Genomic DNA, 18,087 nt, shown 5'->3' on the forward strand with positions numbered 1-18,087 from the left:
CAATCTGCATGGTTTGTCTTATTTTAAGCGTACTGAAAAGAGACCCCTCCTGTGTTCAGATGGGTATTCTTTTATAGGTTTCGCACGATAAGATTGTTACGCATGACAAAGAAGCCAATTTCATCTAGAAAATTGAGCCTGTTTTCTATTGCCATTTATTTGCGTAATCTCATGGATGCTATCACCTGTACACTTCCTTTTGTATTTATAGCTTTAATATAACATGCATAAAAGTCATTGTCAATTTTTATGAAAATTATCTTGTTGAAGCAGATAGTATGGAAAATATAACTGATAATCATAATTTTATTAAAAATTTCTTTATTGTTTTTTGTGGTGTCTAGCTTAAGTTTGAGCGGTAATTAGTATAAATTTCGTTTTTTGGATCTATATCTATACTTTATGTAAGTTTCAATAATACGATCCAAAATTGAAAAATAACGACTAAAATAACTCAATATTTAAAAGTATGAATTATTCAGGATATAGGTATTAGAGATAATTTTTTTGAGAATTGTTCTTATATATTAGTCAAAGTTCACCTTTCATTTTTCTTACCCCTCATCTCCAGAGTTTCATCTGCGTGTCGGCTTCATCCGCTACGCGTATTACACTCGACGCATCTGAACCACTTCCGATTTCACGCTAAGAAAAATGAAAGGTGAACACATCTTATAAGATTTTTATTCGATGAAGACTAAATTCAAAAAGCGGTATCTCAGTTTAAACTGAAATACCGCTTTTATTTATTATACTAACAAGGATACTTTATAGAGTTTAAGTTAACTTAAATTAGACTTACTTTTGTACTTCTCATTAATGCCATCAGAATACTTCAGTAATTATAAAAGGTAAGAGCTACTCTCCGACCATTCCATTGTTATTACGGTCATCCATGTATTGATATAACCAGTGATCACTATAGATTGGCATTGAGTAACCAGCATCTTTGGCTTCTTGAATAGTAACTTTACCATTGCCATTCGCATCTACTGAGGATAAATCTCCTCCAGCTGGTTTTTCTTCTGGCTTAGGTGCAGGTGCGGGCGCTGGTTTCTTTTCAGTTTTTGGTGCCGGCGTAGGAGTTGCTGGCTTCTTACTGCTAGAGCTACTGCTATTAGATTTATTGCCATTGTAGTTTGTAATTTCGCCTTCTTCTGCTGGCCCCGCTGGTCCAACACTTGAACCATTAGCATAATTAATTTCTACTCCCGGTTGAATATTAGGAACGTAAATATTAAACATAACGCCTTCGCCATTATCTTCTATGGAGAAAGCTTCCATGTATGCCCCAGAAGCTACTAGGTTATTGCCTTCAAATACGGGTGTGACACGATATCTAACAAGGTTTTCAGTTGACTCAACATAGTTAGCAACCCAGTTTTCATATTCTAACATTCTCATATTAAACCATCGTGTACCGGTCATTAAATTCTCTCGGTCATCATTTCCAGTCATTTGGTGTCCAATTAGATGCGAGCGATTATATAGCCATCCACCAGATCCGATATTCGCATATCTAGCTTGATTCCATCCTGACGGTTCGATATGGCCAATACTGCCACGTTCTTCTGCAGGCATAATATCAACACCGACTACTGCATTAGCTGCTGTTTCTCTTCCTAGTGAATCAAGAGAGCCATTGCGATGATATACCTCAGTACTCGAAATATCTTCGTTGCTGAAGAAAGGAATGTTGTTATTGACTTTGACATCCTCTTTACCTTGAGGTACCTCTACAGGCTTGTTTGGAGCCTTTGTGTCACTTGATTTATTAGGATTAGCTTCAGCTATTTCCTTTTCACGTTCTTCTTGTTCTTTACGCTCAAGCTCCTCTTGTTTCTTAAGTTCTTCTTGTTCTTTTTTCTGTTGCTCTTTTTTTAGTTCTTGTTCTTTCTGCTCTGCTTGCTTTTGTTCTTGTAACTTCTGATATTGTTCACGCTGCTTCTGTTCCTCAGCTAAACGTTTCTCTTCATCATCTTCATCATCTTCTTCTTCCTCAAAGTCTATTTCTTGACTATCTACTTCTTCAGTATTCTCTTCATTATCCTCTTCAGCAACTACAACCTGCTCTGTAGCCTGGTCAGATGCTACATTAATTTCTTCAGATTCTGAGTTCCCCATTAGTGTGAAGAAAACTAAACCGACGATACTTGCAATCACGCTATTCTTAGCAAACTTTCTAAATTTCTCATTTGGTTTCTTTTTGGTAAAGAACCACAATGCTATGAGTGAAATGACTAATGTAAAAGGACTAACAACAATTAATACGGAAAATGCCATTAATAGTCCAATTATTATTGCAAACCACTTCAAATATTTCTTCATGTTAAAACTCCTTCATATATGATTAGCTTAATAATACCATATGCCACAAGTAGGAATATATATACTTAAAAAAAACTCCCTTAAAACTAATCAATATTACAACTAGTGTTCACATCTCAATTTTCCTGCTTTGAAATCGGAAGTGGTTCGGATGCGTCGAGCGGAATACGCAAAGCGGATGAAGCCGACACGCAGACGAAACTCTGGAGATGAGGGGCAGGAAAATTGAGATGTGAACAGTAATATAGAGATCTAAAAGTTATTTGAAGAATAGCGATTACGATATTTTTGAATGCAGCTGTTGACTATGAGAACAATCGTTCTATAATTAGGATTAAGATAAAATAATGTCTAACTGATTTTAAAAAGAGGTTAAAGATTTAACTTGAGTAATAAAATCAGATTAGTATAGGTAATATCTCGAATTATCTTAGTTATCGAATGAGAATTTAAAATATATTTTCGGAGATATTTATGACAACTTTACTGAAAAGTTAATTTGCCATATACTAAACTATCAATTAATCAAGAGATTAATTAAAAAAACAGAGTTATATAAATTCTTTAAATAACCGATAATGTTCGCACTATAATTTGGAGTAAATTATTTTTGGTGGACAATTGAATAATTGAATCGAAAGTACACTTGGAAATGCATGGCTATATATTATCAAAATCAATAATTATAACTTCCATAGTACGTAAGTTCTTATTCTGATATAATTAAATTTACAAATTGAAAGTATGAAAACTATGTTAATTTTACTTGAATATATTAAAACATAAAAAACAGTAGTTATTGTTTTTTTATGTTTACAAAGGAATGTTTGTTATGGTTGATCTCGGCCAAGTTTTTACTACTAAAAGAGTAAGTGACTTTATGGTGTCTTTATTTTCTAAAGAACCGCTAAGTTTTTTAGACCCTTGTTTTGGTGAAGGAGTATTTATCAAGAGTTTACTTGCCCTCTCACCTAAAAGGATAACAGGATATGAATTAGACAGCAATTTATTTAATAATTTTCAATTAGAAATAAACAATAAATTCACATTAGATTTAAAACTTAGAAATCAAGATTTTTTACTAAGTCACATTTCGGAAAAATACGATGGGATAATATTAAACCCTCCTTATTTGAGACATGAAAAAATTGATTCTTTATCTGATTTTGGAATAACAAAGAAAAATCTAAAAAGCAAAGAAATTTTTAAAGAATTGCCATCCAATTCAAATTTTTATATGTACTTTATAACCAAATGTCTTAGTCTTCTTAAAGAAGATGGAGAGATGGTCATTATATTTCCAGGAAGTTGGAAAGGAAGTACTAACGAAAAAGTACTAAACAATATTATTGAGATATACTCTTCTAAGATTGTTTCAAAAATAAACATTATAGGGAATGCTTTTGAAACTTCTCCATTAGTTGATGTAATTGTTTTAAAAATTGTTAAAACAAAGAATGACAAAACCGTTAAAGAGAGAAACTTGTTTATTACTGAAGATGATTTCAAAGAATCAGATTTGAAATATAACTTACCTGATTTTGATTTAGGTTTTCCTATAAACATTCTAAAATACGCAAATACCAAACGTGGATTAACAACAGGTGCGAATAGTATTTTCGTAAATCCAAGTATAAGAAAAACATCGAATCTAAAAAAAATAATATCTTCTCCAAAAGATATTATTGGTTACAATGCAAATAATACAAGAATGGATAATATACTTTATATTACTAAAGACTCTAAGCTAAATGATGATGAAATAGTCTATTTAGAAAATTGGCAACGAACCATAATTGAAACTGAGAAACCTAAAACGTTGCACAAGAAGATTCAAAAAAGACAAGAATGGTATACCTTCAAAAAAACTAATTATGAAGGAATCATATTCGGGTATATTATTAGAGATAAAATTAGGTTTATTTTAAATGATACAGATGCTATTGTCAGAGATAACTTTTATGTAATCACACCTATTATAAACAAGTATATACTCTTGTCACTTTTAAATAATCATTATACTTATTATCAATTAGAGAAGCTTGGAAAAAGACACGGTAAAGGTGTTTTGAAAATTCAGAAGTATGATTTAGATTTGATAGTGTTTCCAGACATATCAAAAATGGAAACTAAAGACATGGTGAAACTAGAGTCTTTAGGTAAAAAAATTATAAATCATGAATCGGACCACTTAAAAATAATTGAAAATATTTCTAAAATTATTAGTAACTATTCTTGTGTCAGTTATCAACAGATTATTGAGGCTAGTAAGATATATAAAAAAGATAGAATGGATGTATAAAATGAAGAATTCAATTAATGTTGTAAGTTTGTTTTCTGGAGGAGGGGGACTAGATTTAGGATTTAAGAAACAGGATTATAATATCATATGGGCTAATGATAATGATAAGAATGCAGTTGCGACTTATAAGCATAATATCGGCAAGCATATCGTTCATGCTAGTATTAATGATGTAGATATTATGAAAATACCAGCAGCAAATGTGGTAATTGGCGGTCCACCCTGTCAATCATTTTCTTTATCTGGAAATAGAAATCCAAATGATGACAGAGGAAAACTGGTCTGGAAGTATATTGAGATTATTGATCAAGTTAATCCTCAGGCGTTTGTTTTCGAAAATGTGACTGGTCTCCTATCAGCAAAAGATGAGAACGGAAATAAAGTATTTCCAATGCTTGTTAAAACTTTTGAGCAGATAGGATATAAGATATCAGCTGAGGTACTTAATTCAGCGAGTTATGGAGTTCCTCAAAAGCGTAAAAGAGTTATAATTGTTGGTTTAAAAAATCAAAATCTATTTGAATTTCCTAAAGCTTTAATGACTGAAGAAAAAGAATTTGTAACTGTGGAAGAAGCATTAAGTGATTTACCACCATCAACAGAATCAGCGGACGAAGCTATTCCATATAAAACTGGCCCTAAAAGTAACTATCAAAGGTTTATTAGAGATTCTCAGACTAAAGTTGATGAACATAGCACCCCTACAGTAAGTGAACTAGACAAATATGTAATTAAACATGTTAAACCTGGAGGCAATTATTTGGATATACCCCGTGATGTTCCATCTAAGAGAATACAGCGGCTTCAAAGAGAAGGTGGTAGAACAACATTTTACGGTCGCATGAATCCAACTAAAGCTTCGTACACTATTAACACGTACTTTAATCGTCCTAATGGAGGTTGCTTTATACATTATTCAGAAAATAGATTAATTACGATCAGAGAAGCAATGAGACTGCAAAGTTTTCCAGATTCATTTAAATTAATATCTAGTAGCTTTCAGAGTAAAAGAAGCATAGTGGGGAATGCGGTACCTCCTTTATTAGCAGAAAATATAGCAAGACAATTAAAAAAATATATTGAGGTGTAAATATGTGGTTATCTTATTCCGATTCAGAAGTTGTAGCGTTTCATCCAGTATGTGAAGAGGCACTAGTCGAAGCACTAACATTGTTAAACATTCAAGATGATTATGAAGTGAAACATCATGAATATACTGGAACACTTGAAATGGATTTTGTAATAAAAAATAGGCATGACGGTAAATATTTGTGTGTTATTGAAGTGAAAAGAACCCCTTCTGATATTAATAGCGCAAGATATCAATATCAAGCAATGTCATATGTTCAAAGTAATGGTAATCAAACAGAACAGCCTTTCTATATTCTAACCAACTTAGAAAATATGTATATTTTTAGATACGATAGTGAAAGACCAAGAGTAGTTCAACAAATTCTTAAGCCGGGCTTAAAATCAATTGGAAAATTCCAAGAGTATACTAGAGAAATGTTTATTAATAAGCTTTCTAATGAGTTTAAAAATATTATAAAAACAAATATTCTTGATCAAGAATATGTTTATTCTAACTCTCTCAGTGAGTTTCAAGATCATATGAGAAGTGTTGTGAATAAAAATAAAGAATGGAAAACTAGTTTAGTTTTTTTGCTATACGAATATATACGTGGTGTTTTTAATGAGTTAGATTTAGATGGATTTAGATATGATATTCGTAGATTTCGAAATAATGTAAACAATGTATGTACGGAAGCGATGCGTGTCAATTTTAATGAAATATTTAATAAAGATGAAACAAATTATATAGTACCGTTTGATGTACCAGCTATGTTACTAGAACTAATGTATGAAAGTGGCAAAACATATGCTGATGGTGACTATATATCTAATCTGCTACATGAGGTTGCTTCTATAGATCAAGCTCATAATGGAGAAGTACCGACAGACTTAGAATTATCAAGATTTTTATCCATTCTAGCAAAACAAATCGCTAATCTTTCTGAGGATGGAAAAATCAGCGACCCTGCAAGTGGAAGTGGAAATCTTATTACCTCCGCAATTGAAATATTCAATATAACTCCAGAAAGAATAAAAGCAAATGATAAGAATGAGAAGTTACTAGAGCTTCTTTCCTTAAGAATCGGTTTAAATAACCCTAGAATCATTTCTAAAGATACAAGTCCTAAGGTTACAGCCAAGAATATTAATGATTTGGATGAAAATTATTTTAATGATGTTGATGTTATTTTATTGAATCCGCCTTATGTGGCAGGTATTAATAGCGTAGAAAGGAAAAAAGAATTATTTGCTAGTATTAAAAGAATTACTGGAAAAAGAGCAATTACTTCAATTGGTCAAATTGGATTAGAAGCTCCATTTATTGAATTAATTAGTGCTCTTGCAAAAGAAAATACAACAATAGCTTGTATAATACCTGTTGGTTACTTAACTGGAAGAGGTATAGAAGCTGTTAAGTTTAGAGAATTCTTGCTACAAAATTTTGGCTTAAAAACAATCTTTACATACCCGTCTAGTGGATTATTTGAGTCTGTGGCAAAGAAGACTTGTGTTGTGATAGGAAGAGTAAATCGACCATCAGAAAGCATTCAGGTTTTGTCAGCATATATGCCTCTAAAGGATATAAACGTCTCTAACTTTGAAAGAAACTTACAAATGAATGAATCTACTAATACTTTTACTGAACTAACACAAGGTATAGATGTATTAGAGAATGAGTACAAAGTTTTTTCAGACTCGGTCGGAGAAGGTTGGCGGGGCTTATCATCAGTAGGATTTAGTGCTGTAGAGTTCATGAACAATTATTTCTCTAGTCATCCCAAATTAGTAAGGTTAAAAGATATACCTAGTGATACCCTAAAGGTTAGGCGTGGATGGGCAGGTAATGATGGAGCCTCTAATTTAGTGTTTTTAGATAGAAATCATGAATTAATTAATACTGAAGGCCTAGAAACAGTTCAGGGAATCCGAAGTGTTCGCAAATTTAATAGTTGCTTTATTAATGAAGGTGATTATCTTACAATCGACTATAAGAAATCTACCAATGAATCAGTTGATAAAGCAATAAATACTTATTTAGAGACTCCACAATCAGTAGGTAAACAAGCCAGACGTCCTAAGAGCTATGATGAATTAAAGAAAATATTGATGAAAGATAGTAGCAAAATTATAGAGGGATATAAACTTTTATTACCTCGTGCTATAAGACCTACTGGAAAAGTATTCTATACAGATCAGCCTATAGTTATATCAACTAATTTTAATTGCTTTTATTCTGAGAACGAAAATGACATTAAGATTTATACATCATGGACATCTACAATTTTTTATCAATTAATGTGTGAGATAAATTCTAAAGATCAAGAAGGTGTTAGGAAAATGGAATTGCCAGACTATGAACAGACTTACTTTCCTATACTTGATAGACTGAGTGAAAATGAGCAGGTAACAATTCTTAATAATTTTAATGAAATTACTTTTTGTGACCTGAAAAATCCAGAAGCGAAAAACACCGACCAAATTTGGGCGGAAATTTTGTTTGAAAATCCTGAGTTTATAATAGAAGAGTCACTAAATGTTCTTACATTTATGGCTACTGAAAGAACCTCGAAATTTTAACTCAACGTATGTATTAATGTTTTTCATTTTGATGACTATAATTAATATAAGAGAATTGAAATTAATGTTTATGGTTAATCCGCAATAAGTTTAAAGTGTATAATTTGAATAATAATATGTGATAAGGCAAAAGATTTAAGCTGTCGGGCTTTTATAATTTTGTTCCAGTAAATCTTCCGAAACTTTTCTTAATACCTGTAAGTATCTGTCATGTACATTTTAGTTAGGAATCCTTTAAAAGCAACATTATGAGTGACCTGTTAGGCTCATCAATGTACATTTTCTAACACTGGCAGTGAAGAGGTCATCGGTTCGAGCCCGATTATCTCCATTACATAAACAAAAAGAAGGGACGCCAGAATATGGCGTCCCCTCTTTTTGTTTTAGAGCGAAATACTAATCATCTCTTTTGAAAAACTTGGTATGGAAACCTAAATGAACTTCATTTCCTTCAACGCATTCACTATGCCATCGGCCGTGTGACTGTCGGTGACGAGGTCTGCGACTGCTTTAACTTCTTCCCTTGCATTCCCCATCGCTACGCCAATACCGGCGTGTTCAATCATTTCTAAGTCATTTAAGCCGTCTCCAAAGGCAATGACGTCCTTCATGTCAATGTTCATGTGATCGGCTAACCGTTTAATGGTATTTAACTTCGAACCGTCTATGGGTAGAACATCGACGCCTGCTTCATACCATCTGACAAAACGGAAGGCTTTAAATTGGTCTTCTTCGTAAGTACCTGCTTCGTCTTCTGAATAAAAGATGAGGCACTGAACCAAGTCGTTTTCTTTATAAAAGTCTCTGTATTGTTCTGGAACGGGATAGCCAACATGCTTCATGCCATTTACCATACGGTCGTTCGGTTCTGCGTCTCGACGTTTTAAGTCGTCTACTGTTTCATAAATCAATTGGTGGCCGTTTTTATCAGCTCGTTCTATTAATTGCTTTACTTCATCACTGTCTAGTTTATTTTTATAAATGGCTTCATTCTTGTAAAAAGCAGCCGCACCGTTACACACAATGTAAGTAGAGATGTCGAGTTCTTCTATGATATCCATTGCCATTGTTCTGTTTCTACCTGTCGCAATCGCTACTTCATGTGTTTCGTTTATCTTTTTTAAGGCTTCTTTTGTACTATCTAACACAGCACCCTTATCATTTAAAAGCGTCCCGTCAATGTCGAATATAAAGAGTTTTTTATCTGCCAAAATCTCACTTCCCTTTCTCGTCTCACCTTCTACTATAGTTTATTTTTAACAACATCTCAATATGAACGGACCATTCTCTGACTACTGTGGCTTTGCTTAGCTTATTTCCTCGGCTCCCTTCTTCTATACTTATTTTTTTTAGTATGGTAAACTAATCATATCAGTGGTTTGTTTTGCCACAAAACGTTCGGATTATATAGATAACAGCCTTAGATTAGGCTGCTTGTGTAAGTGACTCAACAGCTAGTATCGACTCACATTGATGACGTTAAGAAAATTATAGAAATAAGGAGATTAACAAATGAAACCCAATATAAAAAACAATGAAACAGCTATATACGCACTAGGTGGTTTAAATGAAATTGGTAAAAACACTTACGCGATTCAGTTTCAAGATGAAATTATTATGATTGACGCAGGGATCAAATTCCCTGAAGATGATTTACTCGGTATTGATTATGTCATACCTGATTACACCTACTTGGTAGAAAACAAAGATAAGATTAAAGGCTTATTTATCACTCACGGACACGAAGACCACGTTGGAGGCGTTCCTTACCTCTTACGTCAACTGAATATTCCTATCTATGCTGGTAAACTAGCATTAGCCTTAATCAAAAATAAATTAAATGAGCACAATTTATTGCGCTCAGCTACGTTAAACGAAATTAATGAAGACACAGTTGTGAAGTTCCGCAAAACGACTGTTACCTTTTACCGCACCACGCATAGTGTGCCAGAAGCATACGGCATTGTAGTTAAAACACCCAACGGTAACATCGTTCACACGGGTGACTTTAAATTTGACTTTACCCCTGTTGGTGAACCGGCTAACTTGCACAAAATGGCACGCATCGGAGAAGAAGGCGTCTTGGCTCTTTTATCTGACAGTACGAACGCTGAAGTGCCTAACTTTACAAAATCAGAGCAAGTGGTTGGTGAATCCATCCGCAGTTTACTGAAAAAAATCGATGGCCGAATCATTTTTGCGACTTTTGCTTCTAACATCTCTCGTATTCAACAGGTGGTTGAAGCGGCTAATAAAACAGGCCGTAAAATTGCTGTCTTTGGTCGAAGTATGGTAAATGCTTTAGAAACCGGTCAAGAACTTGGCTTTATTCAAGCCGAAGAAGGCACCTTCATTCAACCGAATGAGCTGAAACGTTACAAAGATAACGAAGTGTTGATTTTATGTACGGGATCTCAAGGTGAACCGATGGCTGCTTTAAGTCGTGTCGCTAACGGAACGCATAGACAGATTTCCATTCACCCTGGTGATAACGTGGTCTTCTCAAGCTCCCCTATTCCTGGTAACACAGCTAGTGTGAACCGAGTGATTAACCAATTGCTTGAAGCGGGTGCCAATGTGATTCACGGTAAAATCAATAATATTCATACCTCTGGACACGGTGGACAAGAAGAACAGAAATTGATGCTTCAATTAATGAAACCTAAATATTTCGTTCCGATTCATGGTGAACACCGTATGCAACGCATTCACGCTCGCTTAGCAGTTCAAACGGGTGTTGAAGAAGATAACTGTTTTATTCTGGATAATGGTGAGATTGTTGCCTTCACTGAGGATAGCGCGAGACGTGCTGGGGAATTTGATGCCAAGGATGTCTATATTGACGGTAGCGGTATTGGTGATATTGGTAGTGTGGTGTTACGTGACCGTAAATTGTTATCAGATAATGGACTAGTTGTCGTGGTAGCCACTATCGATCCGAAGACAAAAGCCGTTTTAGCCGGTCCAGACATCATTTCTCGTGGCTTTATCTACATGCGTGAATCTGAAGAATTAATTCATAAAGCACAAAAAATAGCTTATAAAAGTTTGATGCGTTCCCTTGATAACCAACAAGTCAATGACTACAAGATGCGCAATGAATTAATCGATTCGATTAAACAGTTCTTATTCGCTGAAACAGAAAGACAACCAATTATCTTACCTGTTATTTTAACTAACGAGTAATAACAGACAAAAAAGAGCTTCCTTTGCCGATTGATTAATCAGGCAAAGGAAGCTCTTTTTTTTATTCATTGACTATGTCATGTCGGAAAGCATAGATAGCGACCTGTGTTCGGTCCTCTACTTCCAATTTGGATAATATATTTGATACATGGGTCTTGACTGTTTTCAATGTAATGAATAATTCATCTGCAATGTCTTGGTTAGTGTACCCTTTAGCGATTAACTGGACCACTTCGTTTTCGCGGTTAGTCAGTTGATCATGTAAATGAGTCCGTTCCATCTCTTCACGTTTTTCTTCCATTATACTAGTGACTTCGTCTTCTATATAGGCATTACCACTATAGGTCTCTCTTACCGCCTGAGCGATTTCTTTAGCAGAGGAGGTCTTCAATATATACCCGCACGCTCCTGCTTGCATGGCTGGGTAAACCTTTTCGTCATCGATAAAGCTGGTTAGTATAATGATTTTCGCTTCTGGCCACTGCCTTAATATTTCTTGGGTGGCTTCCGTTCCATCCACGCCATCCATTACTAAATCCATCAATATAATGTCCGGACGCTCCCTTAGAGCGAGGTCGATGCCCTCTTGCCCATCGATTGCTTCTCCAACGATCTCAAAATCATCTTGGATTGAAAAAAAGGACGACAGGCCCAAACGAACCATTTCGTGATCGTCCACTATAAGTAATCTAATCATGTTGAACTCCCTCCTGTGACTAGTGGTACATTTATTTCAATTCGAGTGCCTAAGTTAAGGATGGAAACTATTTTGACATTTCCTCCAATGCCTTCTATCCGTTCTTTTATATTTTGCAGACCATAACCGCCTGCTCTTTGTTTAGAAGAATCAAAGCCAATACCGTCATCAATCACTTTTAGTTGTGCACTGTCGCCGTTTTTCCTCAAATAGATTTCAAGTTCCTTTGCTTTGGCATGCCTTAAGACGTTGGACATAAGTTCTTGAATGATACGAAAGATATTGTCCTCCATCACTGAAGGCATTGTGATAGATTCAATACTGTATTGCAAATTTATATCGATTTTAGTTGATAATTCTTGCAGTAACTGTTCAATACCTTGTTTCAAAGATTTTCCATCTAATTGGATGGGACGTAAATGAAGGAGCAAGGCACGCATTTCATTTTGAGACGCATTGATTGTTTTTTCAGCTAGCAATAGCTGTTTTTTTACTCGTTCGCAATACTGGTCTGTTTGATGATTAGCTGCTGACAAGAGCATGGACGCTGCAAATAATTGCTGGCTCACCGAATCATGCAACTCTCTAGCGATGCGGTGTCGTTCTTGCTCAAGTATTTCTTCTTTGGTTTCATTACCCAACTCTTTTGTTTCTTCTGAGTGTTTTAATGCCTGATCTGCCATAAACATTAGCTTTTCATGTAATTTTAAAAACTGCCGATCAATGTCATCATTAATTTGGCGTGGGGTATCCATGGAGTACATATTCATGAATATAGATGCGGAATAGTGCCCTTCGCTCATCATACGTAAGCCTTCTTCTACTTTTCTCAACTTTTTCTTTTCAAAGGACCTTAAATATGAAAGAGTAATGATGGTTAAGGCGAAAGAAAAGCCAATCAAATAAAAGACAAGCGACACCCCTATAAAATTCGCCCGGTATAAAGCGGTCATAAAGTCGTACTCGGATAGCGTTAATAAAATAAAAATCGTAATGACAAGCAACATAAAAAAATAAACAGAGAAAAACTTGAACACATTCGATAAATACTTTTTCATATATAAATGACCTCGACTTCCCCAATCAAGGTGCTGGCTGCAATTTTAATTCGTCTTTGAGAGGAATAATAATCACTTGAACGCCATTTTATTGTTTCATTTTTCATATCAAACTCATCGCCGTCTATAATTAGTTTACCTAAAGCAATACTGACATTTAAAGAGACCGCAACGTCTCGCGGGATTAAGAGTTTCGTATCCCCAAACCCTTTTCTAAGAATAATAATGTTCTCGTTTTTTGGCAGGATGGTATTCCCAAAATCGAAAAAGGTATCGCCAAGAACTTTTTGAATATTTTTATCTTCCCATTCAAAGACATCTTTACCAATATAATCGTCCCCAAACCATTTGTTACGGTATAAACGCACATCTTTATTTTCATGCTCTTCCCATTCCACAGAGATAAATTCTTTTTCTCTCCAATATTGTTTTTTCCTAAACAACGGGTCGCGAATGGTATTCAATAATTTTTGATCAGAGTTCAGTTCAACCAATAAAAAAATCGTCACTAGAGCCCAAAAAGCAGTGGTAAATAAAAAGGAAGCTAGAAACAAAACGATACTGATCCAGAGGTAATCCGTTTTTTTAGATGATTGTTTTGGTGATGTTTGATATAAAAATAAAAAAACAATACCTAATATTAAAAATGTCATCAATAATCCACTGTGAGTCACTTCAAAAAGAAGCGAGACAACTAATAGTATCATGATGACTTTATAGAGTGTTGTATTCATGCTAACCGCTCCTTAATCTTCGTAAGGTAAGTATAACGAAATTTTCTAAGAATAGCACTAGGCCAAGTGTAAAATCAGTCTTAGGTATGACTACTATTAAACAGAAAAAGGGTTAAAGAAAAGGTGACCCCTTCCTTTAACCCTTTTATTAGTCGTTAATTAAAAGACATTAGTAATCTCTACATCCATTTTACCGCCTGGAGTATTAATGGTTACTTTATCTCCAATGGTTTTGCCAAGCAAGGCTTGAGCAATTGGAGATTCGTTTGAAATTTTACCAGAAAATGGATCGGCTTCTGCTTTTCCAACGATTGTATACTCTTCTTCAAGACCATCTGGTAATTCTTTAAACATCACCGAACGTCCCAAAGTCACAACGCCTTCTACAGAGTTAGAGCTGTCAATAATTTGAGAATTCTGAAGCATATTTTCAATCGTGCTAATGCGCCCTTCAATAAAGGCTTGTTCGTCTTTAGCTGACTCATACTCTGAGTTCTCAGATAAATCTCCAAAGCCACGAGCAATTTTTATACGCTCAACTACTTCTTTACGTTTAACTGATTTTAATACTTGCAATTCTTTCTCGAGTTTTTCTTTTCCCTGTTCAGTCATTGGGAATACTTTTTCTGTCATCATTCCTGCCACCTCATCTAATTCTTTCAATTTAAATTCACGTTTTCGATATTTATATCTTTTTGTAACAAAGTATACAATCTAAATTCTCAATGCAACTAAGATACCATTATCTCTTAGTAAAGTAAAGCGGTTTTCTAAAATTATGAGTATTTAGTTATCACATGTGAAGCGCATTCTTCACAGACTATAGTAAGATACGACCCTCACTCAAAGCAAGAAGCGTGCGCCGCTATCTATTACTTTTATGAAGGGTCGTATGCTTTTATTTATTGCGTTTAATCTTTACTGACACGTTCTTCAAAAATAGTGTTGATTTTAGTGGTCATCAAATCAATGGCTACTTGGTTTTCGCCGCCTTCTGGGATAATGATGTCAGCGAATTTTTTAGTTGGTTCAATGAATTGGGTGTGCATCGGTTTAACAACCGATAAATATTGTTCAATGACGTTATCTAAGGTACGTCCTCTTTCTTCAATATCTCGTTTTATGCGGCGAATGATTCGTATGTCGTCATCCGTATCGACATATACCTTAATATCCATCAATTCTCTTAAACGAACATCCTCCAGTATTAAAATACCTTCTAAAATGATGACGTCTTTTGGCTCTTGATGAATGGTTTGATCACTTCTTGTATGCCTGGTGTAATCATAAACAGGCTTTTCAATATCTTTATATTGCAGTAATGTATTTAAATGCTCTATCAACAAGTCTGTATCAAAAGCAAATGGGTGGTCATAGTTAGTTTTGAGTCGCTCTTCAAAACTTAAATGGTCTTGATTTTTGTAATAGGAATCCTGTTCAAGCATCATAATCGATTTGCCAGGGAAAAAGTTATAAATGGCTTGACTGACACTCGTTTTTCCACTCCCTGATCCTCCCGTTACTCCGATTACAATTGGCTTATGTATATTAGTCATAATAAAAATCCTTTCCATTTAAGTTTTCCTATTGTTTTTCTTAATAAAAGCACTGAGCCATTGCTGACTCAATGCTTTATCCATTATCTTAGGTATTCGTTTTGGTATTCTAAATGCTGGTCATAGGTTTCTGAGAAGTATATCTCTCTGGTGTTGAGGTCAGCCAAGAAATACATGTAGTCCGTTTCTGCTGGGTACATACTTGCTCGAATAGAGTCTTCTGCCGGGTTATTCACCGGTCCAGGTCCTAACCCTCGGTATTGATACAAGTTGTAAGGTGAGTCGACTTCTAAATCATCATAGGTGATGCGTTCTTGGTGTGCTCCTAGAGCATACGTAACACTCACGTCTGTTTGAAGTGGCATATCAATCGCTAGACGGTTATAAAAGACCCCTGAGATCAATTCTCTATCCTCGTAAGTAATCCCTTCACGCTCGATAAATGATGCCATTGTTAAAATACGGTGAACGGTTGTCTCGTTGTCCGCAATTTCTTGATAATACTGTTGCATGACTTGATCCATACGCGCAATCATTTGAGTCACTAAGCTTTCTAAGCTTGTATCATCAAAAAACTCATAAGTAGCTGGATATAAATACCCTTCAAGTGAGTACAACGTGTCTTCTTTGACAGCCATGGCACTAGATAAAAGTTCCGGGAATTCAGCTGCCTTTTCTTCAAGAAACTCATCACTTTCGACTAATTCGAAGAATTCTTCCACTGAATAATCGGTTTGGTTACCAATGACAACCCCCACTTGTTCAATGGTGTAGCCTTCAGGTATAGTCAAACGACCAGTGGATTCTTCCACAATAGGTGTACCGCCTTCTTGAAGTTGGCTCACAATCGTTTCTGTAGACATTGATGGCGAAAACATATAATAACCTGCTTGAAAGCCTTCTTCTCCGGTGAATCTCAAGTGATAGTTAAACACAAACGCGCTTCTTATAATATTGTTTTCTTCTAATATACGTGCAATATCTGTTCGAGATGATCCAATAGGTATTTCTACTGGCACATCTACATTGCTTTCAGGGTCTAGTGGCTCTAGTGAGGATGTATAGTATTGGTATCCTGACACCACAAGAACAACAATTAAAATAATTAGAATTGAAACAATACTCAATACTATTTTCCTGACTGTATGAGTAGATTGTTTATTGGGCATGTACTGTCCATCCTTTATCATCATAGTTATCTCTAATCATTATACACAAACTCACTAGTATGCGAAAGAAGATATTTCACCTCATGACCACCGAGTCACTTCTGTCTTATCTCTTAGGCCAGGATTCACGCCGGTTTAACGCTTCCTCTTACGGTGAATAAGATATGTCTGAATGGACTTACTCGTTAAAAAAGGCAGACGGAAAAGCTCCATCTGCCTGTTAACTTGCTTTTATATTAGTCTTGTTCTTCTTCTTCATCGCTAATAAAGGTGTTCAAGACTTCTTCAATCATTTCCCATTCTTCATCTGTTTCGATAGCACTTAGCGTGCCTTCGAGTCCGCCATCTGCTTCAGTATAAGAGAAGGCTGATAATTCAACTTCCTCTCCTTCACTGCTTCCAGAAGGGAATACTAAAACGTATGATTTATCAAAATCTTCAGAATCAAAAGTAAATAGAATCTCGTAAAGATCCTCATTTCCTTCTTCGTCTATAATGGTAATAAATTCATGGTCGTGGTCGTGATTATGGTCATGATCATGGTTGTGATCGTGATCGTGGTTGTGATCTGTCATTTCTGTTCCTCCTCTATAGTCTAGCTTGTTGGTCTAAATAATTTTGCAAAATAATAACTGCTGCTAATTTATCGACTACTTTTTTTCGTTTTTTTCTGGACGTGTTGCCCTCTATTAACATTCGATTGACTTGCATTGTGGTTAATCGCTCATCTAAATAGGTGACCGGTAAAGAAAACAGCTCTTCTAGTTTTTCACCGTATTCGATGGATAATTCTGCACGAGGCCCAATGGAGCCATCCATGTTTTTTGGTAAGCCAACAACAAATCTCTCGACGTCATAAGTCTCCACCAGTTCTTTCAATCGATCGAATCCATACTCTTCTTTGTCTTCGTTAATTGATATGGTTTCAATGCCTTGAGCCGTCCATCCAAGCAAATCACTCACTGCGACACCGACTGTTTTTGACCCAACGTCTAAGCCCATCACTCGATTATTTTTTTGCATCGTTTAAATAATGAGTGACCAGTTCTTCTAAAACTTCATCTCGCTCATGGCGTTTGATTAAGTTTCTGGCATCATTGTGGCGAGGAATATATGCCGGATCTCCAGACAGCAAGTACCCAACAATTTGATTTATTGGATTATACCCTTTTTCTTCAAGTGCTTTGTATACCATTCTTAATGTATCTTCAACGTTATGTTCGTCTGCATTTTCTACATTAAAACGAACCGTATGATCTTTTGAAGTCATAGTAAGGTCCCTCCATACTTTCATTACCGATTTAAACTATTGACGTTTACCAATAGTATCATTAATCTATATTTTACTAGAAAAGCAGGGAAAGTACAACGTTATCTGACAATACTCTTTAATTATGCACCATTTA

15 protein-coding genes are annotated in these 18,087 nt (G+C 35.1%); 4 read left to right on the top strand and 11 right to left on the bottom strand.

What is annotated here, in order from left to right; all coding sequences use genetic code 11:
• Positions 1-858 precede the first annotated feature (858 nt).
• Entirely contained in the window at positions 859-2,283 is a 1,425-nt protein-coding gene (locus C3945_RS00410) for a DNA/RNA non-specific endonuclease (RefSeq protein WP_161877700.1), read from the bottom strand.
• Positions 2,284-3,160: 877 nt separating this feature from the next.
• On the opposite strand from C3945_RS00410, the gene C3945_RS00415 reads away from it, so the two are divergent.
• From C3945_RS00415 to C3945_RS00425, 3 genes are read left to right on the top strand one after another with little or no spacing between them, the layout of a single operon-like run.
• A complete protein-coding gene (locus C3945_RS00415) occupies positions 3,161-4,630 on the top strand; it encodes an Eco57I restriction-modification methylase domain-containing protein (protein WP_161877701.1) in 1,470 nt (489 codons plus the stop codon).
• A 1-nt stretch (position 4,631) separates the two neighbouring features.
• The gene (locus C3945_RS00420; protein ID WP_161877702.1) at positions 4,632-5,720 is read left to right on the top strand and encodes a DNA cytosine methyltransferase; all 1,089 of its coding nucleotides are present in this window, start codon (positions 4,632-4,634) and stop codon (positions 5,718-5,720) included.
• A gap of 2 nt (positions 5,721-5,722) precedes the next feature.
• Positions 5,723-8,281 carry a BpuSI family type II restriction endonuclease gene (locus tag C3945_RS00425; protein ID WP_161877703.1) on the top strand — a complete coding sequence of 853 codons (2,559 nt, stop codon included), beginning with the start codon at positions 5,723-5,725 and terminating at the stop codon, positions 8,279-8,281.
• Positions 8,282-8,712: 431 nt separating this feature from the next.
• Here the strand turns inward: C3945_RS00425 and C3945_RS00430 are convergent, their stop codons facing one another.
• Entirely contained in the window at positions 8,713-9,492 is a 780-nt protein-coding gene (locus tag C3945_RS00430; protein WP_161877704.1) for a Cof-type HAD-IIB family hydrolase, read from the bottom strand.
• Between the two features lie 301 nt (positions 9,493-9,793).
• Between C3945_RS00430 and rnjA the strand changes: the two genes are divergently transcribed.
• Entirely contained in the window at positions 9,794-11,467 is a 1,674-nt protein-coding gene (rnjA, locus tag C3945_RS00435) for a ribonuclease J1 (protein ID WP_161877705.1), read from the top strand.
• 61 nt (positions 11,468-11,528) lie between these two features.
• Here rnjA and C3945_RS00440 read toward each other — a convergent pair whose 3' ends face one another.
• From C3945_RS00440 to C3945_RS00480, 9 genes are all read right to left on the bottom strand, one after another.
• Positions 11,529-12,164 (bottom strand): response regulator transcription factor, encoded by a 636-nt coding sequence (locus C3945_RS00440; RefSeq protein WP_161877706.1) that lies wholly within the window; start codon positions 12,162-12,164, stop codon positions 11,529-11,531.
• Positions 12,161-13,222: a sensor histidine kinase gene (locus C3945_RS00445; RefSeq protein WP_161877707.1), complete on the bottom strand. Its 1,062-nt coding sequence runs from the start codon at positions 13,220-13,222 to the stop codon at positions 12,161-12,163. Before C3945_RS00445 ends, C3945_RS00440 begins: the two co-directional genes overlap by 4 nt.
• Complete coding sequence (gene liaF, locus C3945_RS00450; protein WP_161877708.1) at positions 13,219-13,956, bottom strand: cell wall-active antibiotics response protein LiaF; 738 nt, start codon at positions 13,954-13,956, stop codon at positions 13,219-13,221. The genes C3945_RS00445 and liaF overlap by 4 nt, the downstream gene beginning before the upstream one ends.
• 159 nt (positions 13,957-14,115) lie before the next feature.
• Positions 14,116-14,589 carry a transcription elongation factor GreA gene (gene greA / locus C3945_RS00455; RefSeq protein ID WP_272928067.1) on the bottom strand — a complete coding sequence of 158 codons (474 nt, stop codon included), beginning with the start codon at positions 14,587-14,589 and terminating at the stop codon, positions 14,116-14,118.
• A 278-nt stretch (positions 14,590-14,867) separates the two neighbouring features.
• A complete protein-coding gene (gene udk, locus C3945_RS00460; protein ID WP_161877710.1) occupies positions 14,868-15,512 on the bottom strand; it encodes a uridine kinase in 645 nt (214 codons plus the stop codon).
• Positions 15,513-15,595: 83 nt separating this feature from the next.
• Positions 15,596-16,681: an endolytic transglycosylase MltG gene (gene mltG, locus C3945_RS00465; RefSeq protein WP_161877711.1), complete on the bottom strand. Its 1,086-nt coding sequence runs from the start codon at positions 16,679-16,681 to the stop codon at positions 15,596-15,598.
• Between the two features lie 236 nt (positions 16,682-16,917).
• Positions 16,918-17,256 carry a DUF1292 domain-containing protein gene (locus C3945_RS00470; protein WP_161877712.1) on the bottom strand — a complete coding sequence of 113 codons (339 nt, stop codon included), beginning with the start codon at positions 17,254-17,256 and terminating at the stop codon, positions 16,918-16,920.
• A gap of 13 nt (positions 17,257-17,269) precedes the next feature.
• A complete protein-coding gene (gene ruvX / locus C3945_RS00475; RefSeq protein WP_237585427.1) occupies positions 17,270-17,704 on the bottom strand; it encodes a Holliday junction resolvase RuvX in 435 nt (144 codons plus the stop codon).
• Entirely contained in the window at positions 17,691-17,951 is a 261-nt protein-coding gene (locus C3945_RS00480) for an IreB family regulatory phosphoprotein (protein ID WP_161877713.1), read from the bottom strand. The genes ruvX and C3945_RS00480 overlap by 14 nt, the downstream gene beginning before the upstream one ends.
• Between the last annotated feature and the right edge of the window lie 136 nt (positions 17,952-18,087).

Source organism: Alkalibacterium sp. MB6 (assembly GCF_009935905.1).
Lineage (GTDB): Bacteria > Bacillota > Bacilli > Lactobacillales > Carnobacteriaceae_A > Alkalibacterium.